Here is a 23232-nt window from a genome sequence, read left to right as displayed (position 1 = left end):
AATAATCTGCGACACTCCCTAGGGAGTGTTTTTTGTTTTATCTTGGTGAAGGCCTAGTTTATAAGGATTTTGTGCTATAATAGAGGGATAAGATAGGGGTGAATACTATGGCAAAATTGATGCCGGGTAGAGTCCGTAATGAGGGTATTGAACTTTTTGAAAAGGATCTCATTACCATTCATCAGGTCTCAGAAACTCAGTTGGATACAACAGTTGACCAACATCATTTAATTTATGCACTCAATGATTCTGAAATCACGTGTGACTGTGATTATTTCGCTCAAAAAGGCTATTGTCCCCATTTGGCAGCGGTTGAGTATTATCTAAAAAATGATAAAGAAGGCCAGCGTCTCTTGGCAGAACTGGAAGAGGAACAAGAATCCTCTCAAGGCCAAGAGCGAGGTCACTCTTTTGGTGGTTTATTTTTAGAAGGGCTTTCCCTGAATGAAGATGATACCGTTAGATATAGCTTGATGGTAGAGGGAGAGGAATCTACCTTTGGTTCAGAGATTTGGTGGAGTATACGTTTACGTCGCTTACCAGATGAACGTTCTTATGTTATTCGAGATATTCCTGCCTTTCTCAAACTTGTAGAGGCTGAGGGTTATTATCAGATAGGTAAGAACTACTATGAACCCCTATCACTTATTCAATTTGACCAGGCTTCACAAGAATTTTTAGACTTTCTAGGACGGATGATTCCAGATGAAGCCAAGACTAATTTAGATTTTATTTTACCGAATAATGCACGTCACCTTTGTCTCCCTTACGGTTTTTTTGAAGAAGGTTTGAGACGGATGCAAGATTTGGATGGCTTTAGGTTTGAATGGGAAGGAGCCGAATATCGCCAACTTTTGGTCGAGGATTTGACTGCTGATGCTCAGCTCTTCTCGTTTGATATTTGTGTCGAGCCCAAGATGATTGAATTGACTGTCGCTGAGAAGAATAGTCAGGCCTTTTTTAATAATCGTATTCTCTTTTATCAAGGTGTTTTTTATCGTCTGAATCGAAAACAACAAAAACTTTTGGTTGGTTTACGCTCTCTTCCAATCGGAAGCGATTTGAATAAGCATGTCAGCTTTAATCTTGATGAACAAGCCATCTTGGCTGCTAGTCTTTTTGATTTTAGGACTATGGGACCAGTTAAAGCTCCTAAAGCCTTTAATATCAAGGATTTTACACCGAGATTTCACTTTGATCTGAAAGGTGACAGTGAGGTTATACTTACATTAGCCTTTGATTTTGATGGTTTCCTAGTCCATAATCGACAAGAGTTGAGTCATTTAGGATTTACGAGTAACTATCGTCATGAGCAGGCTGTTTTCCGTTTGATGGCTAAGCATGAATTCACCCCTGATTTTCAGTCATCTAAACGATTAATTAGCAGTCAAGAGCTCTATGATTTCTTTACGAATACTCTACCAGAATTTGAAAATACAGGGACGGTTCTGATTGGGCAGGAGTTGCGTGACTTACGGGTTGAACAGAGTCCGCAGGTTCAGGTAGAGCGTCAGGGGAATTTATTAGATATTTCCTTTGATTTTTCAAGTCTTGACGATGAAGATGTGGATCATGCTTTAGCAGCTTTGATGAAAAGTTCGCCCTATTTTATCAATCGTAGTGGTCAGTTGATTGTTTTTGACGAAGCGACGCATCGTATTAGTGAGAGTCTCAAAACTCTAAGAGCTCGATATTCAGGGCAAGGTCACCTAGAACTAAATCAATTGACTGCCTATCAATTAATGGAGGCTCTTTCAGAAAGTGATTCTGTTCGATTTTCAAAAGATTTCCAACTCTTAACGCAACATTTGAGTAAACCAGAGACCTTTGATTTGCCAACTTATAAGGTAGAAGCTGACCTTCGTCCCTATCAGGAAAAGGGTGTTCAGTGGCTATCTATGTTGCATCACTATGGTTTTGGCGGTATCTTGGCCGATGATATGGGGTTGGGGAAAACTTTGCAAACTATTGCCTATCTCTCTGCACATTTAGAAGAAGGACAACGAGTTTTGGTTTTGTCACCATCAAGCCTGATTTACAATTGGCAGGATGAGTTTAAAAAGTTTGCCCCTCAGTTAGATGTAGCGGTTTCTTATGGACTCAAGCCAAAACGTGATGACATCATTGCTGAAGACCACCAGATTATTATTACAAGCTACGCTTCCTTCCGTCAGGATTTTGATGCTTACAAGGCTGGCCAATATGACTATCTCATTCTCGATGAGGCTCAGGTCATGAAGAATACACAGACAAAGATTGCCCAATATCTACGTGATTTTTCTGTTCCACATTGCTTAGCACTATCTGGAACGCCTATTGAAAATCATTTGTTGGAGATTTGGTCTATTTTCCAGATTATTCTACCAGGACTTTTACCAGCTAAAAAAACTTTCCTTAAGTTAACACCTAAGGAAGTGGCTAGGTATATTTCTCCCTTTATTCTAAGACGTAAAAAAGAAGAGGTCCTTCCTGATCTACCAGATTTGATTGAAATCACTCACCAAAGTGAATTGTCAGATGCTCAAAAGGCTATCTATTTAGCACAATTGCAACAGATGCAACAAGGATTAATTTCGGCAAGTGATCAGGAAATCAACCGTCGTAAGGTGGAAATCTTGTCAGGAATTACCCGCTTACGACAAATCTGTGATACCCCAGCTCTCTTTATGGACTATGCGGGAGATAGCGGAAAATTAGATAGCCTTAGAGAGTTGCTTAGCCAAATTAAGGAATCAGACCATCGTGTCCTTATCTTTTCACAATTTCGTGGGATGTTAGATATTACAGAGAGTCTCTTACAAGAATTAGGAATTTCCTCATATAAGCTAACAGGGTCAACGCCATCTGATAGTCGTCAGGAGATGACCAGAGCCTTCAATCAAGGAAGTCGAGATGCCTTTTTGATTTCTCTGAAAGCAGGAGGAGTGGGACTGAATCTAACTGGTGCTGATACGGTTATTCTGATTGACCTTTGGTGGAATCCAGCGGTAGAAATGCAGGCTATTAGTCGTGCTCACCGTATTGGTCAGGAACAAAATGTCGAAGTTTACCGTTTGATTACAAGAGGGACTATCGAAGAGAAAATTCTTGAGCTTCAAGAAGGCAAGAAAAACCTGGTAACAACCGTCTTGGATGGCAATGAAAGCCGTGCCAGCATGACCGTTGAGGATATTAAAGAAATTCTTGGTATTGCAATATCTTAATTTGTTATATTTGATATTGAAATACTAAGAGGTAAAAATGCTACTAGGCAAATCTTTTGAATTAGGCTATAATAGAATATTGCAAGACGTATCTTCCCATTCCCGATTGTTTATATTAAGATACGCATCATCTCGAAAATGAAAGGAAGTCTTTTATGCATCGCCAAAGACGACAATTTCCGCTGATCCCAGACGGGGAACCTTGCTTGCAAGAACCGGTCTCTATGCGCCTATACGAAAATGAAGATTTAATCACAAATATCCGTGGCCCTTACCAAGATAAGGACTACAATGATTTGTTGCCGAACTATGATTTTTTGTCAGCTAAGCCTAGCAATCGTAAGCAGGCTCCAAAACGAGTGGAGACACAAGAGGCTGGCATGACTTATGCTGAGGAAGCCCGTGAAAAGGCTAAGCGTGATGTACGTGAGAAACGACAAAAATTCCTCCGCCAAGAAGTTCAACAAACCAAACATACTAATAGCCGCCAACTGACTGCTAAGCCTAAGGTAGAAGCTAAACCAAGCTTTGAGGCCACTGTTGAGCCAGCTGCTGTAACAACGGATAAAGGACCAGTGACAGCCTCTATCTTGGGAGCTCCTGTAAGTGCTATCAAGCGAACTTTAGCGCCTAATGGGAAGCACTCAAAGATCCATCACTTGGCAAATCGTCTGCAACAAGATTCTTACATCTTGGCAGAAGTGGCTCCAACCTATCAACAGCCTAGTAACCCATCTCGTAAGAACGTCAAGAAAAATAGCTATGACTTCTTGAAACGTAGCCAGGTTTATAATTACCCAGAACGTCAAACTTACCGTGAACACCGAGTTGCTCAAGAATTAAATTTGACGCATTTAGAAGACGCAAACTAATCGCAGTGCGATTGTAAGGAGAAACTATGTCAAAAACTTATCATTTTATTGGAATTAAAGGATCTGGTATGTCAGCTTTGGCTTTGATGCTCCACCAAATGGGACACAAGGTTCAAGGTTCAGATGTGGAAAAATATTACTTCACTCAACGTGGTCTTGAGCAAGCAGGTATTCCTATCCTTCCTTTCGATGAAAAAAACATCACAGAAGATGTTGAATTGATTGCTGGAAATGCCTTTCGTGAAGATAACAACGTTGAAGTTGCTTATGCAATTAAAAATGGCTACAGCTTTAAGCGTTACCACGAGTTCTTGGGTCACTTCATGGATCAATTCACTAGCTTTGGTGTGGCAGGTGCACATGGTAAGACTTCTACAACAGGTCTCTTGTCACATGTTATGAAAAATATCACCGACACGTCATACCTTATCGGTGACGGAACTGGACGAGGTTCTGCTAATGCACAATACTTTGTCTTTGAGTCTGATGAATATGAACGTCATTTCATGCCATACCACCCAGCATACTCAATCATCACTAACATTGACTTTGACCATCCTGATTACTTTACAAGTATCGATGATGTGTTCTCTGCCTTTGATGACTATGCTAAGCAAGTGCAAAAAGGACTCTTTGTTTACGGTGAGGATCCACACCTTCGTAAGATTACAGCCAATGCGCCAATCTATTACTACGGTTTTGAAGAAAATGATGACTTTATGGCAACAGATATTGTGCGTACAACGACAGGGTCTAATTTTAAGGTGAAACATGATGGACAAATCCTTGGAGAATTCCATGTGCCAGCCTATGGTCGTCACAATATTTTGAATGGAACTGCGGTTATTGGGAACCTCTATGTAGCCGGTTTTGACATGGACTTGGTTGCGGAACACCTTAAAACTTTCTCAGGTGTTAAACGCCGTTTCACAGAGAAAATTATCAGTGGTACTGTTGTCATCGATGACTTTGCCCACCATCCAACTGAAATTATTGCAACGCTTGATGCAGCACGTCAAAAGTACCCATCTAAAGAGATTGTTGCTATTTTCCAACCACATACCTTCACACGTACCATCGCCCTTCTTGATGAATTTGCTGAAGCTTTGAACGAAGCAGATGCTGTTTATTTGGCACAAATTTACGGTTCAGCGCGTGAGGTTGACCATGGTGATGTTAAGGTTGAAGATCTTGCCGCTAAGATCAATAAACCTGCCAAAGTGGTTACAGTTGAAAATGTCTCACCTCTCCTTGACCATGACAATGCTGTTTATGTCTTTATGGGAGCTGGAGACATCCAACTTTACGAACGCTCGTTTGAAGAGCTCCTAGCAAGCTTGCAAACACATATGTAATAGATTAAGGGCTGTAGCGATTTCGCTCAGCTCTTTCTCTTAATAGAAAGGAATTTGATATGCTTATTCGACATGCCCGAGAGGATGATTGGGATGATGTTGTTCGTATCGAACAAGAAAATTTTTCGCCTGAAGAGGCTGCAACTCCAGAGGCCATTGCGGAGCGTTTAGAGACGATTTGTGATACCTTTCTAATTGCTGAAATTGATGGCGTTGTAGCTGGCTACATCGAAGGACCTGTGATTGCGGAACGTTACCTCACAGATGACCTGTTCCATAAGGTGGCTCCTAATGCTAGTCAAGGAGGTTTTATTGCAGTTACTAGTTTGTCTATCTCCAAAGATTTTAAAGGGCAAGGTATTGGAACAGCCTTGATTGCAGCGCTTAAAGATCTGGCTATTGCTCAAAAACGCCAAGGTATTAGCTTGACTTGTCATGATTACTTGATTGCCTACTATGAGATGAATGGTTTTACTGATGAGGGAGAATCAGAATCAAATCATGGTGGAAGCTCTTGGTATAATATGGTCTGGGAGAACCCAGAAACCCATTGATTTCAGTGTTACGTTACTGTGACAAAGGACCAATTGATTTGCATTAACTGACTTTTTAAGATATAATGGCGTTTGTTACTATAGAGGAGGTATGCCTTGACGGACAAGTTTAATGAACACTCGGAAGCTTCTGAAGATAGCCTAAGCTTCAAAAATCAGATTCTCCGAGACTTACAAGAAGCGACACGGCTCCGTTCTCTTCGTGAGGAGGAGCATAATAAAAGTGCAACTATGCCCGAGACACCACTTTCAACGTCAGCTGAGAGCGCTACAACTCGTAGTGATTCAGCGTCTAATAAAGTAAGTAACCAAGATTTTAGTTCACATTCTGTTTCACACAGTGCCTTTGCTAAATCTATGACTTCTGAGACAGCCCAAGATTCTCAACAAGATAGTCTTGGCTTGTTTTCAGATTCCCAAGCGGAGTCTTTAGTATCTGATGCTCATTCAAACCTAGCGTCTATTCCTAAAGAGCCAATTGAGGAGGAGACAAAGGTAAATATTCCTCAGGAGACTGAAACGTCGAAACGCCGTTTTAAACGTCCAGTTTGGGAGACTAGTCTTAACGAAGCATCTGAAGAGGAGTATATTCCTGCAGATGTGGCTAAGGAGCTCATTGAAGCTAAGTCTAACGAAGCTATTTATACAGACCCTAAAGAATTGGAGGCCAAATTGACCTCAGAACGTCAAAAAGAAGCATTCTTGCAGGAACATCATGAAACAAGTGACCAAGCGTCGCAAGAAAAGGTTCAATCAGAGCTAGTAGCTGATGGTAATGAGGATGATGAGAGTATTGCTCTAGAACCCTCTGGAAAGCCTAAGAAAAAGAAAGGCAAGAAAGTGAAGAAGAAAAAGTCTTCACCAAAAGATGGTAAACAGGCTGACATTGTCGACGAAGAGCCGATTTCACGTTCTAACCGAAATCACAAACGCAATAAAAATAACCGCCGTGCTGGGAAAATTGCAAGAAATATTATTATCTTCTTGCTTCTTATCTTGTCAGTAGCGACATTCTTTGGTTATCGTTATGTTAGTGATGCTGTTGGCGCAAAAGATGTTAATTCAACTAAGTTTGTTAGTGTTGAAATTCCCGAAAATTCAGGTAGCAGTTATATTGGCCAACTCTTGGAATCAGCTGGTGTTATTAAGTCTGGTAAGGTCTTTAATTACTATACCAAGTTTAAGAACATCTCAAATCTGAAAAGTGGTTATTACAACCTTCAGGCTAGCATGACCATGGATGAAATTATTGAGGCACTTCAGAAAAAAGGAAGTGATAAACCTCAGGAGCCATCTCTTGGTACGGTCTTAGTCAAAGAAGGATATACCATTGATCAAATTTCCAAGGCAGTTGAAGTTAATTCTTCAGCTAAAAAAGGCAAAAAATCATCAACTGGACTTAAGGCGAAAGATTTCTTGAAATTGATGAAGGATGATGCTTTCATTACTAAGATGAAAGCGAAGTATCCAACCTTGTTGGCAAACCTTCCGAATTCTACGGATGCTAAGTATGTCCTAGAGGGTTATCTGTTCCCAGCGACTTATAACATTCATGATGATACGACGGTGGAGTCTTTGGCAGAGGAAATGTTGTCAACGATGGACACCTACCTATCACCTTACTATGCGACGATTTCATCTAGTGGACACAATGTTAATGAGATTTTGACCCTAGCTTCTCTTGTTGAAAAAGAAGGAGCTACAGATGACGACCGTAAAAATATTGCTAGCGTCTTCTATAATCGTCTAAACTCAGACATGGCTCTACAAAGTAATATCGCAGTTCTTTATGCTCTTGGAAAACTTGGTCAGGAAACGACCTTGAAAGAAGATGCAACTATTGACACAAACATTGACTCCCCTTATAATGATTATGTTCATAAGGGGTTGATGCCAGGTCCTGTGGATAGTCCTAGTCTGTCTGCGATTGAAGCGGTTATCAATCCATCATCTACCAAGTACATGTACTTTGTGGCAGATGTAACCACTGGTAATGTCTATTTTGCTGAAAGCTATGAAGAGCATCAGCATAACGTTGAAACTTACATTAACAGCAAACTAAAAGATAAATAGTCTGATTGGCTCATTAAAACCAAGCAAACGAATAGTGATTTTGATGATGCAGCCAACGGCTCAAAAAATAGAAAAGAGAAAAAAATGGCAGAAAAAACATATGTAATGACACAAGCAGAGAAAGAACAACTTGAAGCGGAATTGGAGGAGTACAAACTCGTCCGTCGTCCAGAAGTTGTAGAACGTATTAAGATTGCACGTTCTTATGGTGACCTTTCAGAAAACTCTGAGTATGAAGCAGCCAAAGACGAGCAAGCCTTTGTTGAAGGACAAATTCAGATTCTTGAAACAAAAATTCGTTATGCAGAAATCGTTGATAGTGATGCTGTTGCTAATGACGAGGTTGCAATTGGTAAAACTGTTGTTGTTCAAGAAGTTGGTACAAACGACAAAGATACTTATCATATCGTTGGGGCAGCCGGTGCTGACATCTTCTCAGGTAAGATTTCAAATGAAAGCCCAATTGCTCAAGCTTTGATTGGTAAGAAAGTTGGCGACAAAGTCGCTATCGAATCACCAGCAGGTAGCTACTCTGTAGAAATCCTTAGTGTAGAAAAAACAGCCTAAGTGACTGTTGGCGTTAAAGTGTCTAATATTTGAAACTAGTGGGAGTGAGACAAAGCAGTTGTTCTGTCTCACTCCCTTTTTGGTTGCCGGCGCTAGTAGGAGTTAGGCTAGTCTGAATTAATCTATAAGAAAAGCACTCTTGGCAAATGCCAAGAGTGCTTTGTAGCTTATTTACGATTTTGCTTACCGGCGTTACGATTTTTCTTTGGTTTACTTGCAATTGCTTGAGTATTTTTTGGTGTCACATCTTTACGCTTGATTGGTGTTGTACGAGGTGCTTTTGGAGGGTTCTTTTTGAACTCTTCAGCAACTTTTTCTTTCAAGCGAGGTTTGATGATGTAGTTGGTAATCAACTGTTGGATAATAGAGAAGATACCACCAACGAACCAGTAGAGGATTACGGCTGCAGGTGAGCTAATACCAAAGAAAATCATCATGATTGGCATACTGTACATCGTTGCTGCCATTTGTTTACGTTGCTCCTCAGGAACTTGTTGAATAGACAACCAAGATTGGAAGTAGTAAAGAGCTGCGATGATGATAATCAATGGGAAGTCACGGTGACCAAGGTTAAACCAGAGGAAGTTATCTTGGAGTACACCAGGAGTGTAACGTGCTGCGTAGTAGAGTGCTGAGAAGAACGGGAACTGAATCAATAGAGGAAGACAGCCGACACCACCCATCAAGCTTAGACCGTTTTCACGCTGAGCTTGCATGAGTTCAGACTGGGCAGCCATTTTTTCTTCTTGAGTTTCGGCGTTACGCAAACGTTCGTTGATTGGTTCCAAGATAGGCGCAAGGTACTCACGTTTTGCTGATTGGTAGGCTGCGCTACGAGATTGGTGAAGACCAAGTGGCAAGATAATCAAACGAACAATGATGGTAACAAAGATAATACCAAGACCAAAGCCGAGACCAAGATTATCTGCGAAGTAGGTGATGACGTGGCTCATAGGGCGACCAAGTAGGTTCCAAACCCAACCAGTAGGATTACCAGACTTATCAAGGCTCACACATCCTGATAGGAAGAGAAGCATGCTGGCAGCAAGCCCCATCAGGGCTAGACGTTTTTGATTTTTATTCACAATATCATTCCTTTTGTTTTTTAGTTATACTTGTCTATTTTACCTTTTTTTAAGGAAGAGAACAAGTTAAAAACGGAGCTCCGACCTTAATTAGCCATGCGAAAATCGCTGTAATTAGGGAAGTTAGCCATGGTCACATCGACATAGGTTACTTTAGACCATTTTGAAGGTCCCTTTCGAACTTCTTGAATAAATTTAGCTAACTTAGAAGGGTTATCTGACTGAGCTAGAATTTCAACAGTACCGTCGTCATTATTCCAAACCCGACCGCATATATCTCCAATATCTAGTGCTAGAGCATAGGTTGAATAACGAAAACCAACACCTTGGACTCTTCCTGAGACTAATAATCGTACTTTTTGCATGGTCCATGACCTCCTTTTGAAAGCTCTTTCTTTTAGTATAATCCTTGCTATAAAGTCGGTCAAGTCCAAGATTTATCAGGGGATTTCTGCTATAATGAATGTATGGAAATCATTCAATCAAAGCAAAATGCTAGCATTAAGTCTGCTAGAAAATTATTGCAGCGTAAGCACCGTAAAACTAGCTATCTTTTAGAAGGATGGCATCTTTTTGAGGAAGCAAAGGCAAGCGGTGCCGAGATTCTTCAAGTTTTCGTACTTGAGGAAATGGCTGATCGTGTGGCTAATATGTCTAAGGTTAAGTTGGTTAGTCCAGAGGTGCTTAAGGAACTCTGTGAAACTCAGACACCTCAAGGGATTGTGGTAGAAGTTGCTAAACAATCTCAAGCCTTGCCAAAGTCTCTCTCAGGGAAGTATCTTCTCTTGGAGGATGTTCAGGACCCTGGTAATGTAGGAACAATGATTCGAACAGCAGATGCCGCAGGTTATGACGGAGTCTTTTTGTCAGACAAATCAGCTGATATTTATAATCAGAAGACCTTGCGTTCTATGCAGGGAAGTCATTTCCACCTTCCAATCTATCGTGGACCAATTCTTGACATGGTTGAGGCTTGCAGAAAACAAGGTATACCCGTCTTGGCAACGACTCTTTCCGATGTTTCCGTTGACTATAAAGCAGTTGAGACAGATGGCAATTTTGCCCTAGTGATGGGAAATGAGGGGCAGGGAATTAGTCAGGAAATGGCTGAGTCTGCTGATCAACTCGTACATATTAGCATGCCAGGTCAGGCGGAGAGTCTGAATGTTGCTGTTGCAGCAGGAATTCTCATGTTTAGTCTCTAGGTCTCAAGGATGATTTTAGGAGAAAACAACTGACTTTTAAAGTAATTTTAAGCACTAGTGGTATAATGAAGAAGCATTAGAAACATTAATGAGGTATTATTATGAAACGACCAGAAGATGATAAAGAATTTATGGAAGTTGTGGGACATTTGATTTCTCATCCACGTTTTCAAAAATTGGATGGGATTGTACAACACCATCATTCGACACGTTTAGAACACTCGGTTAATGTTAGTTACACCAGCTATAAGATTGCTAAAAAATTTGGCTGGGATGCCAAGAGTACAGCTCGAGGTGGTCTCTTACATGACTTTTTCTATTATGATTGGCGAGTGACTAAATTTAACAAGAGTCATGCTTGGGTACACCCACGTATTGCTGTTCGTAATGCCAGAAAGCTTGTTAATCTGAACAAAAAAGAAGAGGATATTATTCTCAAGCATATGTGGGGAGCAACGATTGCGCCACCGAAGTATAAGGAATCTTATATTGTTACTATGGTGGATAAGTATTGGGCGGTTAAAGAAGCAGCGACACCCTTACGAAACCGAATCAAAAATCGTAAGTTTTTCCGTCGCAAGACTCTACAAAGCCACCACCAATAATTCATTATTTTTAGGAGATAACTATGGAATCAAATGCAATTTATACGACTAGTGATGCGGGCTTGAACCGCTTTTTCGGAAAGATTTATGGTCTTGTCGGTATGGGAGTGGGGCTTTCAGCAGTCATCTCTTATCTGATGCTCTTTCCTCTTTCGCATCTTTTTGTCAATATTCTCATGAATTATTCTTGGGTTTACATGGCGGCACTCTTTTTAGAGTTTGGTTTGGTCTTTTTGGCTAGCGGTGCTGCAAGAAGGAATACACCTGCGGCTCTACCTTTATTTTTGGTTTATTCTGCTCTGAATGGATTTACACTCAGCTTTATCATCGTACAATATACGCAAGCCATTGTTTTCCAAGCTTTCCTTAGTACTGCCATTGTTTTCTTTATCATGGCACTTATCGGAGTTACCATTAAGCGAGATCTATCAGGCATGGCCAAGTTCCTTATGGCAGCCTTGATTGGGATTATTGTGGCTAGCTTGATTAATATTTTCTTTGCAAGTAGCATGATGAGTTTTGTGATTAGTATTGTATCAATTCTTATTTTCTCAGGTTTAATTGCCTACGATAACCAGATGATTAAGAAGGTTTATTATGGTACCAATGGTCAGGTCACAGACGGATGGGCAGTTTCTATGGCACTTAGTCTTTACTTGGATTTCATTAACTTATTCTTGAATATCTTGCGACTCTTTGCTAGACGTAATTAGTAAAAAAAATCAGCCAGATGGCTGATTTTTTTAATGTCTAATAGTTTTTTGTGAGTGTTCCTTGCTGACCTGTGTAAGCGTAGAAGAGTGGATAGTAATCCCATTTTCCGACATAGCTATCTTTATCTGGGAAAGCCCACTTGTCGTCTTTTTTGGTAAGCTCGACTGAGTAATTATCAAAGATATTTGTTCCTTCAGTCTTTGGTGCTGATGGGTTTACTTCTTTGATTGAATTCGGTAGGTAAGTTTCCATGTAGAATTGTCTTGTCAGTTGGTCGACATTTCCAGCGTTAGCACCATTGCTTTGTAGGTAGTTTTTAAGTTCGTCTGTGAGATTTGGGTGATTAGCACCATAGGCATCGTCTGCAGCTTTCATACTGATAGTTGACATGCTGACATTGAATTCTGCCTTATCTTTAGCGACGATAATGTTGTCAACAGTGTAGCTACCACGTTCACGGTTAGCAGTTTGAACCCAACCAAAAACTTTTGGAACTTCATCACCGGTTGGTTTGATGTTATCAGTTGCATCATAGCTGTATTGAAGGCTATCTGAGAAATATTGGTTAAGTTCGCCCTTAGCTTTGTCCAAGTCGTTAGAAACAAATTTGCTGTAGTCTTTGCTTTCGCCACCTAGAAGAACTGCGTTGAAATAGGCATCAACAGCCTTTTTAACATTGGTAGTTGTTTTACCATCGAAATCTTTTAGGTTAGTAGAAACAGTTTGTCCTTCTGTCTTCTCATCCTTTGATTCAAAATAGAGTTTATAGCTTTCGTCGTTGTTAACTTCGAAAAAGAGTGAGACAGTTTTGTAGTCGTCAGCTTCAAGCTTTCCAAAGTCATCTGTAGCATCCTCTACGTTCTTATTTTTGTTGAAGAGAGTAGGGAGGTCACCCTTGTCGATCTTGCTTGCTGTGACTTTTTTACCATATTTATCTTTGAGGTAGAATTGTTTAGCAGATGTTTTGAGCTCATTTTCCATATCTTCCGAAGTATTCTCGAGTTTGAATGAGACTTCGACTAGGGTTTGGTCATCCTTGAGCTTGAGGTCGCTTCCTGACATATAGACAATATCGTTAACAGAAAGCTTGGCATCAAGTTTTGGCTTGGCACATGCTGAGAGCGTTAAGATGGCTGCTAGAGCAAGAGCCCCAGAGTAAAGATATTTTTTCATAAATAATCCCCCGTTATTTTATTTAGGTTATAGGTCTATTGTATCATGAAATATGCCTTGAGATTATTAGAAAATTGGGTTTCAAGCCTTTTCTTATGCTATAATAGGATTACTATTGTAAAAAAATGGAGAATAAAATGACAAAAACACCTTTTATTGCAGCTGATAAACTTGAACAAATCACTGCAGAATTTCCGACACCTTTCCATCTTTACGATGAAAAAGGTATTCGTGAAACAGCACGTGCAGTTAATGCAGCTTTTTCGTGGAATCCAGGTTTTAAAGAATTCTTTGCTGTAAAGGCCACACCTAATCCAGCAATCCTCAAAATTTTGAAAGAAGAAGGGTGTGGTGTCGATTGTGCGACCGATACAGAGCTTGTCATGAGTAAGAAAATTGGTTTTGATAGTAGCGCGATTAGCTTTACATCTAATGATACACGTGCAGAAGAGTTTGTTTACGCGCGTGATATTAATGCGACAATTAACCTTGATGCTTACGAAGATATCTTTTTCTTGGAAGAGGCTGCAGGGCTTCCTGAAACCCTTTCTTTGCGCTTTAACCCAGGAGGTGTCTTCTCTCTTGGTACTGATATCATGGATCACCCTGAAGAATCAAAATTTGGGATGACTAAGGAACAACTCTTCAAAGGTTATGCCTACCTTAAAGAAAAAGGAGTGAAATCATTCGGTTTGCATGCTTTCCTAGCGTCAAATACAGTAACGAATGAGTATTACCCAACCTTGGCTGCTCAACTCTTTGAATTGGCGGTAGAAATCAAGAATGAACTTGGAGTTAGTCTTGACTTTATCAATTTATCAGGTGGTGTTGGGGTAGACTACACACCGGCTAATAAGCAAAATGACATTGCTGTTATCGGTGAAGGGGTTCATGCTAAATTTGATGAGATCCTTGTTCCGAATGATCTTGGACATATCAGTATTTACACTGAACTTGGACGTTTCATGACAGCACCTCATGGCCTTGTTGTTACTAAGGTTCTTCATATTAAGGACACTTATCGTCGTTACGTTGGTGTAGATGCTTCTGCGGTTAACTTGCTTCGTCCAGCTATGTACGATGCCTACCACCACATCACGAATATGACTAATCCAGATGGTGACATTCAAGTAGTTGATGTGACAGGTTCTCTTTGTGAAAATAATGATAAGTTTGCTAAGAACCGTGAATTGCCAGAAGCTCGTATTGGAGATACCTTGGTTATCCACGACACAGGTGCACATGGTTTCTCAATGGGCTACAACTATAATGGACGTCTTCGTTCTGCAGAAATTCTCTACCAAGAAGATGGAACGGCTCGTATGATCCGCCGTGCAGAGACGATGAATGATTACTTTGCTACTCTTGATGGTTTTGATTTTGACATTTAACAAAAAATAAGCTAGGCCTTAAAGGCCCTAGCTTATTTTACTTTAATGATTACAGCTTCAAGAATGATATCGGCTAACTCCTCAGGGGATTCGACACAGCCTTCTTTGAGCCAGAGTGTTAAAATGGTAACAATAGTGCTAACATAAATTTCCAATGAATATTTGGCAGGAATATGATAGCTTTGTTCCATGAGCTCTGTAACATTTTCGATATCAGAGTTAAGGATGGTCTCGATAATGAATTCACGAATCATCTCATTGATGTTTGGAATGTGTGTCATTAAGGTGAGACAGAGTCTTTGATTTTCCTTAAGATATCCTAGCATTTCAGTAACAACACCCTCTTGGTAGGTCATGTCTTCCTGAAGAATACTTGAAACTTTATCTAAAATCTTTGAGAAGGTTGTTTCAACCAAATCTTCTTTATTTGAATAGTAGTAGTAGAAAGTTGGTCTGCTGAGATTTGCCTTCTTGATGATGTCTGTGATGCTGATTTGTTCGAGTGAACTCTCTTCTAAGAGTTCAATAAATGCGTTGACAATTTTTCGTTCGGAAATAGTTGCTTCCTTGAGCATAAATAAACCCCTTTATATAAACATAATAATAATTCCACAACTTATATAATAACCTATTTTTTTTCTAGAAATCTTACAAGTCCTTTACAGTTGTAAGTGAAAAATACTGAAACTCTCATTTTATCGATATTTTAAACGAAAAAACTTTTTTTCTATACGTTTTTAAGAACCAACGTCTTATTTGTCAGTAGGGTCCATTTTTGCTATAATATAAGGTAAATCAACGTTATAGGAGAATTAAATTTATGAACACCGTCCTTTGGATTATTCTTGTTTTTGTAGCCCTTTTGGGTGGTTTTTATGGAGGTGCATACTTTGCCCGCAAACAAATGGAGAAAGAATTGGCTGAAAATCCTCGTTTGAATGTGGACGCTGTTCGTACCATGATGTCGGCTGCGGGTCAAAAGCCAAATGAAGCAAAAGTGCGTCAAACATATAACCAAATTATCAAACAACAAAAACAAGCACTTGCAGATAGCAAGAAAAAGAAAAAATAATGGTGGGGAGCTGGGACGTGAATCTCAGCTTTTTACATGTAACCTAGGGGATAAGGAGGCAAGATGGATAATCGACCTATAGGATTTTTAGATTCTGGTGTCGGAGGACTGACGGTGGTACGTGAGCTTAAACGTCAGTTGCCTCACGAGTCTATTGTTTATATTGGTGACTCTGCTAGGGCGCCATATGGTCCTAGACCAGCAGAACAAATCAGAGAGTATACCTGGCAGTTGGTTAAATTTCTTCTGACCAAAGATGTAAAAATGATTGTTATTGCTTGTAATACGGCAACAGCAGTAGTTTGGGAGGAAATCAAAGGAGCCTTGGATATCCCAGTGCTAGGTGTGGTTTTGCCTGGTTCTAGTGCTGCCATTAAGTCTAGTCAATCGGGGCATATTGGCGTCATTGGGACTCCTATGACGATTTCCTCTAACATCTATGAACAAAAAATTAAGCATCTGGCACCACAAATGAATGTCTTGAGTTTATCTTGTCCTCGCTTTGCCCCTATTGTTGAATCCAATGAAATTAACTCAAGTGTGGCTAAAAAGATTGTTTATGAGAGCATGGCACCTTTAGTCGGTAAGGTAGATACCTTGGTTTTAGGTTGCACCCATTACCCACTTCTACGTCCTATCATCCAGAATGTTATGGGGCCAAGTGTCAAGCTAATTGATAGCGGAGCTGAAACAGTTCGTGATGTTTCAGTTTTGCTCAATTATTTTGAAATTAATCGTAGCCGTGAAGTCGAAGACAAGACGGAAGAATATTACACCACAGCTAGTGTGCTTGGTTTTAAAGAAATCGCAGAACAATGGCTGGGTGAAGAAGTTGCTGTCCAACATGTCGATTTGGACAAGGAGTTAGAAAATGACTAAATCAATTTTAGAATATAAAGACGAACAAGACTGGTATTTGGCTAGTTTTGGAAGCTACAATCACTTGACTTGTTTTGGTGGTGATGAGGCCTATGAACAATTTGTTGACCTTTTCCAAGCCTTGACTAACGTTTTGGCTGTTAGTGGTTTCCAGTTACATATTGCTAAACATTCTTCAGACCTTCGCTTGGTATCCTTTATTCTGGATTGCTTGAAAGAGGAAACCGGTCGTGACTTAGCTGTTACGCAACATCAAGGGGCCTTGGTAGTTAGTGAAGGAGATAAGCTTGTCTATGTTCATGTGCCTAGAGAAGGTGTCACCTTGAGTGATTTCTTTGGTTCTGATAACAAATCAGATTTTGGTGATGTCCTATTGATTGCGACACGCAATGAAGGAAAAACCAAGGAATTTCGTAAACTATTTGGAAAACTAGGCATTAAGGTAGAGAATCTTAATGATTATCCAGACCTTCCTGAAGTTGCTGAAACAGGTATGACCTTTGAGGAAAATGCACGCTTGAAGGCGGAAACCATTTCAGAATTAACTGGTAAAATGGTCCTCTCAGATGACTCTGGTTTGCAGGTAGATGTTCTTGGAGGTTTACCAGGTGTTTGGTCTGCACGCTTTGCAGACCCTGATGCCACAGATGCTGAAAATAATGCTAAATTATTGCATGAGCTCGCTATGGTGCTTGATGATAGCAAACGTACGGCGAACTTCCATACAACCCTAGTTGTTGCAGCACCTGGACGTGATAGTTTGGTTGTTGATGCCGACTGGAAGGGTTATATTGGCCGAGAACCTAAAGGTGACAATGGTTTTGGTTATGATCCTCTCTTTTTAGTTGGTAATACGGGTAAAACAGCAGCAGAGCTTTCTGCAGAAGAGAAAAATGAACAATCTCACCGTGGACAAGCTGTTAAGAAACTTATGGAGGTCTTCCCAGCATGGCAGAACAAACAATAATCGTAATGAGCGACTCCCATGGGGATCGTGATATTGTAGCAGATATAAAAAATCGTTATCAAGGAAAGGTGGATGCCATTTTCCACAACGGAGATTCGGAGTTAGAATCAAGTGATCCTATTTGGAAAGGTATCTATGTAGTTCGAGGAAACTGTGATTATGATTCAGGTTATCCAGAACGTTTGGTCGTTAAACTTGGAGATGTGATTATTGCACAAACACATGGTCATCTCTATGGCATTAATTTTACCTGGGACAAGTTAGATCTTTGGGCGCAACAAGAGGCCGCTGATATTTGTCTTTATGGCCACTTGCATGCGGCAACAGCTTGGCGAAATGGTAAGACAGTGTTTATCAATCCAGGCTCTGTTTTACAGCCACGTGGGCCTATCCATGAGAAACTTTATGCAAAGGTGATTATAAACGATGCAAAAATTCGTGTGGAATATTACACACGTGACCATGAACTTTATTCAGAACTTACACAGGAATTTGAACGATGATTGCTAAAGAATTTGAAGATTTTTTGTTGGCTCGTTTAGATAATTATTTAATTCCATCAGATCAGGTTGCTATTTTTATTGATAGTCATAACGCTGATCATGTGGTTTTGCTTTTGACGAGTAACGGTTATTCGCGCGTTCCCGTTTTGACTAAGGATAAGCATTATCTTGGGACCATATCTTTGACAGATATTAAGCGTTATCAAGATGAACATAACTTGCAAGAGTGGGAGATGGTTAACCGTGATGTCGGGCCGATGACATCAGATGTCGTGGAAACAGTGGAAGATAATGCTAATCTAAACGAGGTAATGCATAAGCTAGTTGATAATCCTTTCCTTCCTGTGGTTGATAGCCAAGGTATTTTCAAAGGAATTATCACACGAAAATCGATTCTAAAGGCGGTTAATAGCCTCTTACATGACTTTACACATGACTATATCATCATTCCAAAAACAACTGACAACTCAGATTACTGATTTTCTGGCTACTAAGGTCATTTCAGAGAGCTCAAAGCAAGCTTATGCTTATGATCTTAAGCAGTTTACAACTTTGATTTCAGGACAAATTGATCAAACCACTTTAAAGCTCTATGAAAACCAACTCAAGGAATGGAAGCCATCCGTACAAAAACGTAAGCGCTCTGCGGTCAATCAATTTTTGCTATATCTCTATCAAAAGGGTGAATTAGCAAAATTTTTCAAACTATCAGAGATGGTAACGCTACCTTCTCAGGAGGATAAGATGCAGATACTGGATCTTTCGTCGCTTTACGAGGGACGTGAAGGGGCTGGGAAACTGGCCTGTCTGCTGATTCTAGAGTTGGGGCTCTTGCCGTCAGAGATTTTGGAGTTGGACTGGTCCGATATCGACTTGGATTTTGGTGTTGTAACTGTGGCCAAGGGAACGACTAAGCGTGTTCTTAGACTTGAAGCAGATTTGAAACAGTATTTGTTGGCTATTAAAAATGTGAACAGTCAGGGATTGCTTTTGGGTAAGGTCTATACTCGACAATGGCTGTATAAGCAAATCCAGACTTATGTTAGTGACTGTGGCTTATCGAATGTGACTGCTCAAGTCTTGCGTCAGCAATTTATTCTTATACAAATTGAAAAGGGAACGGGCGCCTTTGAACTTGCTCGTTTACTGGGACTAAAAAGTCCAGTGACCTTGGAGAAATACTATAAAATCTAATGGATATTAAGTTAAAAGATTTTGAGGGGCCACTGGATTTGTTGCTCCATCTGGTTTCTAAGTATGAGGTAGATATTTACGATGTCCCCATTGTTGAGGTTATTGAGCAATACTTGGCTTATTTGGCAACCTTGCAAGTCATGAAGCTTGAAGTTGCTGGGGAATATATGCTTATGGCTAGTCAGCTCATGCTGATTAAGAGTCGTAAGCTTCTGCCGACAGTGGTGGAAGCTGAGCCAGAAGCAGATGATCCAGAACTAGAGCTCTTGAGTCAGTTGGAAGAATATGCACGCTTCAAAGCAGCTAGTCAAGAGTTGGCTAAGCAGCATGAAGTGCGAGCTCAGTATTTTTCAAAACCAAAAGTTGAATTAGTTTATGAAGATGTGACGCTGAATCAGGATAAGACCATTCAAGACATTTTCTTGGCTTTTTCAAAAATCATGACTGAAAAGCAAGAAGAAATTCGGCGAAATCACACGACCATTGCGCGTGACGATTATAAAATTGAAGACATGATGCTGATTATTGAGGAAGCATTTGGCTCAAAAAATGAGCTATATCTGGATGAACTTTTCACAGATGCTAAAGATATGAATCAAGTAATCACCCTCTTTTTGGCAACTCTTGAATTGATTAAGGTACATCGCATATCAGTACAACAGGAAACAATTTTTGGCACAATCACACTAAGAAAGGAATGGACGAATGAGTAGTCACTTAGCACGATTAGAAGCTTTACTTTTTGTGGCTGGTGAAGATGGTCTTAGTCTACGTACTATGGCACAGCTTTTGGAAATGCCAGTGACGGGTTTGACTCAGTCTTTGGAGAAATTGCAAGCTAAGTACGAGGCAGATGAGGATTCAGCTCTGTGTTTATTGGAATCATCAAATACCTATAAGTTAGTGACTAAACCAGATTTTGCAAGTCTCCTTCGTGACTATTCTAAAACGCCTATTAACCAGAGTTTATCACGAGCGAGTCTTGAGGTCCTCTCTATAGTTGCGTATAAACAGCCCATTACTCGCGCTGAAGTCGATGACATTAGAGGTGTTAATTCTAGTGGTGCTATTGCTAAACTTCAGGCCTTTGATCTTATTCAAGAGGCTGGTAAAAAGGATGCTGTCGGTCGTCCTAACCTATATGCGACTACTGATTATTTCCTAGACTATATGGGCATTAACAGTTTAGACGAGCTTGTGGCGATTGATCAACTAGAACTTGAAGAGCAAGAAACGAGTCTCTTTAGGGAAGATACTTCAGAGGAGCTTGAGGACTTGGACAATTAAGAGTAAACCTTGTTAAAACTAATCATTAAAAATAAAGAAACATAGCAGAGATGCTAGGTAGAAAGGATACAGCTTAAGCTGTAGAAAAAGAATGCGAATTAATAAATATATTGCCCACGCTGGTGTGGCCAGCCGTCGTAAGGCTGAGGAACTGATTAAAGAGGGTCGTGTGACCCTAAATGGTAAGACCGTTACGGAATTGGCAACAATTGTCAAAAATGGTGATATTGTAGAGGTAAATGGTAGCCCAATTTATAATGAAGAGAAGGTCTATTATCTTCTTAATAAACCACGAGGGGTTATTTCTTCGGTATCTGATGAGAAAAATCGTAAGACGGTGATTGACCTCATGCCCCACGTTAAGGAACGTATCTATCCTGTTGGTCGTCTTGACTGGGATACGACGGGGCTTCTTATTTTGACTAATGATGGTGACTTTACCGATAAGATGATTCACCCACGTAATGAGATTGATAAGGTTTATTTGGCGCGTGTCAAAGGTATTGCGACCAAGGAGAACCTTCGTCCTTTGACTCGTGGTGTTGTCATTGATGGTAAGAAAACAAAACCAGCACGTTACAATATTATCAAAGTAGACCATGAAAAGAACCGTTCAGTTGTTGAATTGACAATTCATGAGGGGCGTAACCACCAGGTTAAGAAAATGTTTGAATCAGTGGGCTTGCTTGTTGATAAGTTGTCACGTACGCGTTTTGGTACCCTTGATTTAACAGGGCTTCGCCCAGGTGAATCACGCCGTCTGAATAAGAAAGAAATCAGTCAGCTTCATAACGCTGCTGTCAATAAGGTTAAATAATGAAAAGATTTCTGATTGCCTTAGTAAGGGCTTATCAGAGATGGATTTCTCCCCTATTTCCACCCTCTTGCCGTTTTCGTCCAACTTGTTCGGTTTATATGATCCAAGCCATAGAAATGCACGGTTTAAAGGGAGTTCTTATGGGAGTTGCCCGTATCTTAAGATGTCACCCTTTATCAGAGACTGGCGATGATCCGGTGCCAGATTATTTTAGTCTAAAACGTAATAAAACTCCTTTGGATAAATGAATCCAAAGGAGTTTTTCTATGCTTAAGTTTTTGACCAAGTTTTTGGCAGGAAGAGGAGTAGTAAAGGATAAATTTCCAAACGTCCTGCAATCATAGCAAATCCCATGATAAGCTTAGACAAAGGACTGAAAATAGCAAAGCTATCACTCGTTCCAAGTAAAGGTCCAATATTGTTAAAGGTTGAAGCAGCAGCGCTTGTCACAATCAAGAGGTCTTGATTATCCAGTGATAAAACAGTGACTAAACTTAGTATAATGAGTACATATACAGCTAAATATTTAAGAACACTGTGTTGAGTTTCTTTATCGAGAACACTTTCATTGATATGAAGTGACAGGATACGATTAGGATAGAGACTAGCCAGGGTCTGATTTCGTGCAATCTTAGCAATAATCATAGCACGGATAATCTTGAAACCACCGGCAGTAGAACCTGCTGATCCCCCGATAAACATCAGGAGGAGTAGGATATACTGAGAAAAGAGTGGCCATTTGGTAATATCCGTTAGACCAAAACCGGTTGTTGTGATGATAGTTGACACTTCGAAAAATGAGTATTTGAAAGAGTCAGCCAAATTGTGGTAAATCCCAAAAATATTGAGGAAAATCAAACCTGTTGAAATAGCCACAATCGCAAAGTAGGTACGTAGTTCTTCATCTTGGAAGAAAAACTTGATTTTGCGAAGGAGGATATAGAAATAAAGGTTGAAGTTAACCCCAAAGAGTAGGGTACCAACAGTAACCACATAGGTAATCAGATCACTGTGGTAGTGGGCGATAGAGTCATTATAGACAGCAAATCCCCCAGTACCTGCGCCCCCCATAGCAGTGATGATACTATCAAAGATTGGCATACCGCAAAGCCAGAGAATAACAGCAAAAATAACAAACATAGTCAGATAGATGATGTAAAGAATCTGAGCTGTATTTTTGAGCTTGGCAACGACTTTACCAAATACTGGACCAGGCACCTCTGCACGCATAACCTCATGGTGACCATTTTTACTGTTGTTCATGATGGCTAGGGCAAAGACTAATACCCCCATCCCTCCAATCAAGTGGGCGAAGCTTCGCCAGAAAAGTAGGGAGTGGGTAAGTACTCCAGTATCTGTGAGAATAGTAGCCCCCGAGGTTGTGAAACCAGAGCTCATCTCGAAAAAGGCATCAATGACACTTGGGATCTGACCAGCAAAGACGAAGGGCAATCCTCCAAAGAAAGACCAGAGCACCCAACAGAGGGCTACAATAAGCATTCCTTCTTTGGTGTAAATATGGTAGTTCTTTGGTTTAAAGAGAGTACCAAGCACCCCGAGAAAGAGGAGAATCCCCATCGTACCTAAGATGCTGGCAAATACTTTAGCATCTTCTTGATAAATAAGAGCGACGATAAGTGGCACAACCAAGAGAGCAGCCTCAATCAGTAGGAGCTTGGCAATAAGAAAACGGACAATAGATCGATTCATGGCAGC

The 23232-nt window shown here is 40.3% G+C and carries 25 protein-coding genes; 20 read left to right on the top strand and 5 right to left on the bottom strand.

Annotated elements, in window-relative coordinates:
* The first annotated feature begins 107 nt into the window (after positions 1-107).
* The 6 genes from AX662_RS08705 to greA all read left to right on the top strand — a co-directional run bounded on the left by AX662_RS08705 (position 108) and on the right by greA (position 8624).
* Positions 108-3203 carry a DEAD/DEAH box helicase gene (locus AX662_RS08705; RefSeq protein WP_060972197.1) on the top strand — a complete coding sequence of 1032 codons (3096 nt, stop codon included), beginning with the start codon at positions 108-110 and terminating at the stop codon, positions 3201-3203.
* A gap of 155 nt (positions 3204-3358) precedes the next feature.
* Positions 3359-4075, top strand: a complete 717-nt coding sequence (locus AX662_RS08700) for a hypothetical protein (RefSeq protein WP_014633860.1) — start codon at positions 3359-3361, stop codon at positions 4073-4075.
* Between the two features lie 26 nt (positions 4076-4101).
* Positions 4102-5430, top strand: a complete 1329-nt coding sequence (murC, locus tag AX662_RS08695) for a UDP-N-acetylmuramate--L-alanine ligase (protein WP_060972196.1) — start codon at positions 4102-4104, stop codon at positions 5428-5430.
* Positions 5431-5489: 59 nt separating this feature from the next.
* A complete protein-coding gene (locus AX662_RS08690) occupies positions 5490-5984 on the top strand; it encodes a GNAT family N-acetyltransferase (protein WP_002883611.1) in 495 nt (164 codons plus the stop codon).
* A 96-nt stretch (positions 5985-6080) separates the two neighbouring features.
* On the top strand, positions 6081-8057 hold the full coding sequence (gene mltG / locus AX662_RS08685) for an endolytic transglycosylase MltG (protein WP_002883612.1): 1977 nt from the start codon (positions 6081-6083) through the stop codon (positions 8055-8057).
* Between the two features lie 84 nt (positions 8058-8141).
* A complete protein-coding gene (gene greA / locus AX662_RS08680; protein WP_002883697.1) occupies positions 8142-8624 on the top strand; it encodes a transcription elongation factor GreA in 483 nt (160 codons plus the stop codon).
* 167 nt (positions 8625-8791) lie between these two features.
* On the opposite strand, the gene yidC is transcribed toward greA, so the two are convergent.
* Positions 8792-9709, bottom strand: coding sequence for a membrane protein insertase YidC (gene yidC, locus AX662_RS08675; RefSeq protein WP_002886520.1), 918 nt, complete (start codon positions 9707-9709; stop codon positions 8792-8794).
* A gap of 86 nt (positions 9710-9795) precedes the next feature.
* Positions 9796-10074, bottom strand: a complete 279-nt coding sequence (locus tag AX662_RS08670) for an acylphosphatase (RefSeq protein WP_037597401.1) — start codon at positions 10072-10074, stop codon at positions 9796-9798.
* A 102-nt stretch (positions 10075-10176) separates the two neighbouring features.
* Between AX662_RS08670 and AX662_RS08665 the strand changes: the two genes are divergently transcribed.
* The 3 genes from AX662_RS08665 (at position 10177) to AX662_RS08655 (ending at position 12232) form a co-directional block, all read left to right on the top strand.
* On the top strand, positions 10177-10914 hold the full coding sequence (locus AX662_RS08665) for a TrmH family RNA methyltransferase (RefSeq protein ID WP_060972195.1): 738 nt from the start codon (positions 10177-10179) through the stop codon (positions 10912-10914).
* Between the two features lie 101 nt (positions 10915-11015).
* The gene (locus AX662_RS08660; protein WP_002883682.1) at positions 11016-11519 is read left to right on the top strand and encodes an HD domain-containing protein; all 504 of its coding nucleotides are present in this window, start codon (positions 11016-11018) and stop codon (positions 11517-11519) included.
* A 23-nt stretch (positions 11520-11542) separates the two neighbouring features.
* Complete coding sequence (locus AX662_RS08655; protein WP_049545705.1) at positions 11543-12232, top strand: Bax inhibitor-1/YccA family protein; 690 nt, start codon at positions 11543-11545, stop codon at positions 12230-12232.
* A gap of 37 nt (positions 12233-12269) precedes the next feature.
* Here the strand turns inward: AX662_RS08655 and AX662_RS08650 are convergent, their stop codons facing one another.
* Positions 12270-13406, bottom strand: a complete 1137-nt coding sequence (locus tag AX662_RS08650) for a DUF5105 domain-containing protein (RefSeq protein WP_060972194.1) — start codon at positions 13404-13406, stop codon at positions 12270-12272.
* 137 nt (positions 13407-13543) lie between these two features.
* Between AX662_RS08650 and AX662_RS08645 the strand changes: the two genes are divergently transcribed.
* The gene (locus AX662_RS08645; protein WP_037597403.1) at positions 13544-14797 is read left to right on the top strand and encodes a diaminopimelate decarboxylase; all 1254 of its coding nucleotides are present in this window, start codon (positions 13544-13546) and stop codon (positions 14795-14797) included.
* A 32-nt stretch (positions 14798-14829) separates the two neighbouring features.
* Here the strand turns inward: AX662_RS08645 and AX662_RS08640 are convergent, their stop codons facing one another.
* Positions 14830-15372 carry a TetR/AcrR family transcriptional regulator gene (locus AX662_RS08640; protein ID WP_060972193.1) on the bottom strand — a complete coding sequence of 181 codons (543 nt, stop codon included), beginning with the start codon at positions 15370-15372 and terminating at the stop codon, positions 14830-14832.
* 245 nt (positions 15373-15617) lie between these two features.
* Here AX662_RS08640 and AX662_RS08635 point away from each other — a divergent pair, with 245 nt between their 5' ends.
* The 10 genes from AX662_RS08635 (at position 15618) to yidD (ending at position 21764) form a co-directional block, all read left to right on the top strand.
* Positions 15618-15869, top strand: a complete 252-nt coding sequence (locus tag AX662_RS08635; RefSeq protein ID WP_002883695.1) for a YneF family protein — start codon at positions 15618-15620, stop codon at positions 15867-15869.
* Between the two features lie 63 nt (positions 15870-15932).
* Entirely contained in the window at positions 15933-16748 is an 816-nt protein-coding gene (gene racE, locus AX662_RS08630; protein ID WP_002889898.1) for a glutamate racemase, read from the top strand.
* Positions 16741-17715, top strand: coding sequence for a nucleoside-triphosphate diphosphatase (locus AX662_RS08625; protein WP_060972192.1), 975 nt, complete (start codon positions 16741-16743; stop codon positions 17713-17715). The genes racE and AX662_RS08625 overlap by 8 nt, the downstream gene beginning before the upstream one ends.
* Positions 17697-18218, top strand: coding sequence for a metallophosphoesterase (locus tag AX662_RS08620; RefSeq protein WP_060972191.1), 522 nt, complete (start codon positions 17697-17699; stop codon positions 18216-18218). The genes AX662_RS08625 and AX662_RS08620 overlap by 19 nt, the downstream gene beginning before the upstream one ends.
* Positions 18215-18697: a cyclic-di-AMP-binding protein CbpB gene (gene cbpB / locus AX662_RS08615; RefSeq protein ID WP_060972190.1), complete on the top strand. Its 483-nt coding sequence runs from the start codon at positions 18215-18217 to the stop codon at positions 18695-18697. The genes AX662_RS08620 and cbpB overlap by 4 nt, the downstream gene beginning before the upstream one ends.
* Positions 18651-19412 (top strand): site-specific tyrosine recombinase XerD, encoded by a 762-nt coding sequence (gene xerD, locus AX662_RS08610; protein ID WP_060972189.1) that lies wholly within the window; start codon positions 18651-18653, stop codon positions 19410-19412. The genes cbpB and xerD overlap by 47 nt, the downstream gene beginning before the upstream one ends.
* The gene (locus AX662_RS08605) at positions 19412-20125 is read left to right on the top strand and encodes a segregation/condensation protein A (RefSeq protein WP_060972188.1); all 714 of its coding nucleotides are present in this window, start codon (positions 19412-19414) and stop codon (positions 20123-20125) included. Before xerD ends, AX662_RS08605 begins: the two co-directional genes overlap by 1 nt.
* Positions 20118-20699, top strand: coding sequence for an SMC-Scp complex subunit ScpB (scpB, locus tag AX662_RS08600; protein WP_060972187.1), 582 nt, complete (start codon positions 20118-20120; stop codon positions 20697-20699). Before AX662_RS08605 ends, scpB begins: the two co-directional genes overlap by 8 nt.
* A 91-nt stretch (positions 20700-20790) precedes the next feature.
* Positions 20791-21516, top strand: a complete 726-nt coding sequence (locus tag AX662_RS08595; protein ID WP_002883686.1) for a pseudouridine synthase — start codon at positions 20791-20793, stop codon at positions 21514-21516.
* Positions 21516-21764 carry a membrane protein insertion efficiency factor YidD gene (gene yidD / locus AX662_RS08590; protein WP_002886534.1) on the top strand — a complete coding sequence of 83 codons (249 nt, stop codon included), beginning with the start codon at positions 21516-21518 and terminating at the stop codon, positions 21762-21764. Before AX662_RS08595 ends, yidD begins: the two co-directional genes overlap by 1 nt.
* 22 nt (positions 21765-21786) lie before the next feature.
* On the opposite strand, the gene AX662_RS08585 is transcribed toward yidD, so the two are convergent.
* Positions 21787-23226, bottom strand: coding sequence for a TrkH family potassium uptake protein (locus AX662_RS08585; protein WP_060972186.1), 1440 nt, complete (start codon positions 23224-23226; stop codon positions 21787-21789).
* Positions 23227-23232: the final 6 nt, after the last annotated feature.

Origin of the sequence: Streptococcus sp. CCH5-D3, assembly GCF_001556435.1 — a bacterium.
Classification (GTDB): Bacteria; Bacillota; Bacilli; order Lactobacillales; family Streptococcaceae; genus Streptococcus.
The sequence above is the reverse complement of the archived record's forward strand: the minus strand, read 5'-3'. Positions and strand labels throughout refer to the sequence as shown.

Coding starts and splice junctions, on each gene's coding strand:
- AX662_RS08705 (WP_060972197.1), top strand. CDS start 108: ATGGCAAAATTGATGCCGGGTAGAGTCCGTAATGAGGGTATTGAACTT.
- AX662_RS08700 (WP_014633860.1), top strand. CDS start 3,359: ATGCATCGCCAAAGACGACAATTTCCGCTGATCCCAGACGGGGAACCT.
- murC (WP_060972196.1), top strand. CDS start 4,102: ATGTCAAAAACTTATCATTTTATTGGAATTAAAGGATCTGGTATGTCA.
- AX662_RS08690 (WP_002883611.1), top strand. CDS start 5,490: ATGCTTATTCGACATGCCCGAGAGGATGATTGGGATGATGTTGTTCGT.
- greA (WP_002883697.1), top strand. CDS start 8,142: ATGGCAGAAAAAACATATGTAATGACACAAGCAGAGAAAGAACAACTT.
- AX662_RS08670 (WP_037597401.1), bottom strand. CDS start 10,074: ATGCAAAAAGTACGATTATTAGTCTCAGGAAGAGTCCAAGGTGTTGGT.
- AX662_RS08665 (WP_060972195.1), top strand. CDS start 10,177: ATGGAAATCATTCAATCAAAGCAAAATGCTAGCATTAAGTCTGCTAGA.
- AX662_RS08660 (WP_002883682.1), top strand. CDS start 11,016: ATGAAACGACCAGAAGATGATAAAGAATTTATGGAAGTTGTGGGACAT.
- AX662_RS08655 (WP_049545705.1), top strand. CDS start 11,543: ATGGAATCAAATGCAATTTATACGACTAGTGATGCGGGCTTGAACCGC.
- AX662_RS08650 (WP_060972194.1), bottom strand. CDS start 13,406: ATGAAAAAATATCTTTACTCTGGGGCTCTTGCTCTAGCAGCCATCTTA.
- AX662_RS08645 (WP_037597403.1), top strand. CDS start 13,544: ATGACAAAAACACCTTTTATTGCAGCTGATAAACTTGAACAAATCACT.
- AX662_RS08640 (WP_060972193.1), bottom strand. CDS start 15,372: ATGCTCAAGGAAGCAACTATTTCCGAACGAAAAATTGTCAACGCATTT.
- AX662_RS08635 (WP_002883695.1), top strand. CDS start 15,618: ATGAACACCGTCCTTTGGATTATTCTTGTTTTTGTAGCCCTTTTGGGT.
- racE (WP_002889898.1), top strand. CDS start 15,933: ATGGATAATCGACCTATAGGATTTTTAGATTCTGGTGTCGGAGGACTG.
- AX662_RS08625 (WP_060972192.1), top strand. CDS start 16,741: ATGACTAAATCAATTTTAGAATATAAAGACGAACAAGACTGGTATTTG.
- AX662_RS08620 (WP_060972191.1), top strand. CDS start 17,697: ATGGCAGAACAAACAATAATCGTAATGAGCGACTCCCATGGGGATCGT.
- cbpB (WP_060972190.1), top strand. CDS start 18,215: ATGATTGCTAAAGAATTTGAAGATTTTTTGTTGGCTCGTTTAGATAAT.
- xerD (WP_060972189.1), top strand. CDS start 18,651: ATGACTATATCATCATTCCAAAAACAACTGACAACTCAGATTACTGAT.
- AX662_RS08605 (WP_060972188.1), top strand. CDS start 19,412: ATGGATATTAAGTTAAAAGATTTTGAGGGGCCACTGGATTTGTTGCTC.
- scpB (WP_060972187.1), top strand. CDS start 20,118: ATGAGTAGTCACTTAGCACGATTAGAAGCTTTACTTTTTGTGGCTGGT.
- AX662_RS08595 (WP_002883686.1), top strand. CDS start 20,791: ATGCGAATTAATAAATATATTGCCCACGCTGGTGTGGCCAGCCGTCGT.
- yidD (WP_002886534.1), top strand. CDS start 21,516: ATGAAAAGATTTCTGATTGCCTTAGTAAGGGCTTATCAGAGATGGATT.
- AX662_RS08585 (WP_060972186.1), bottom strand. CDS start 23,226: ATGAATCGATCTATTGTCCGTTTTCTTATTGCCAAGCTCCTACTGATT.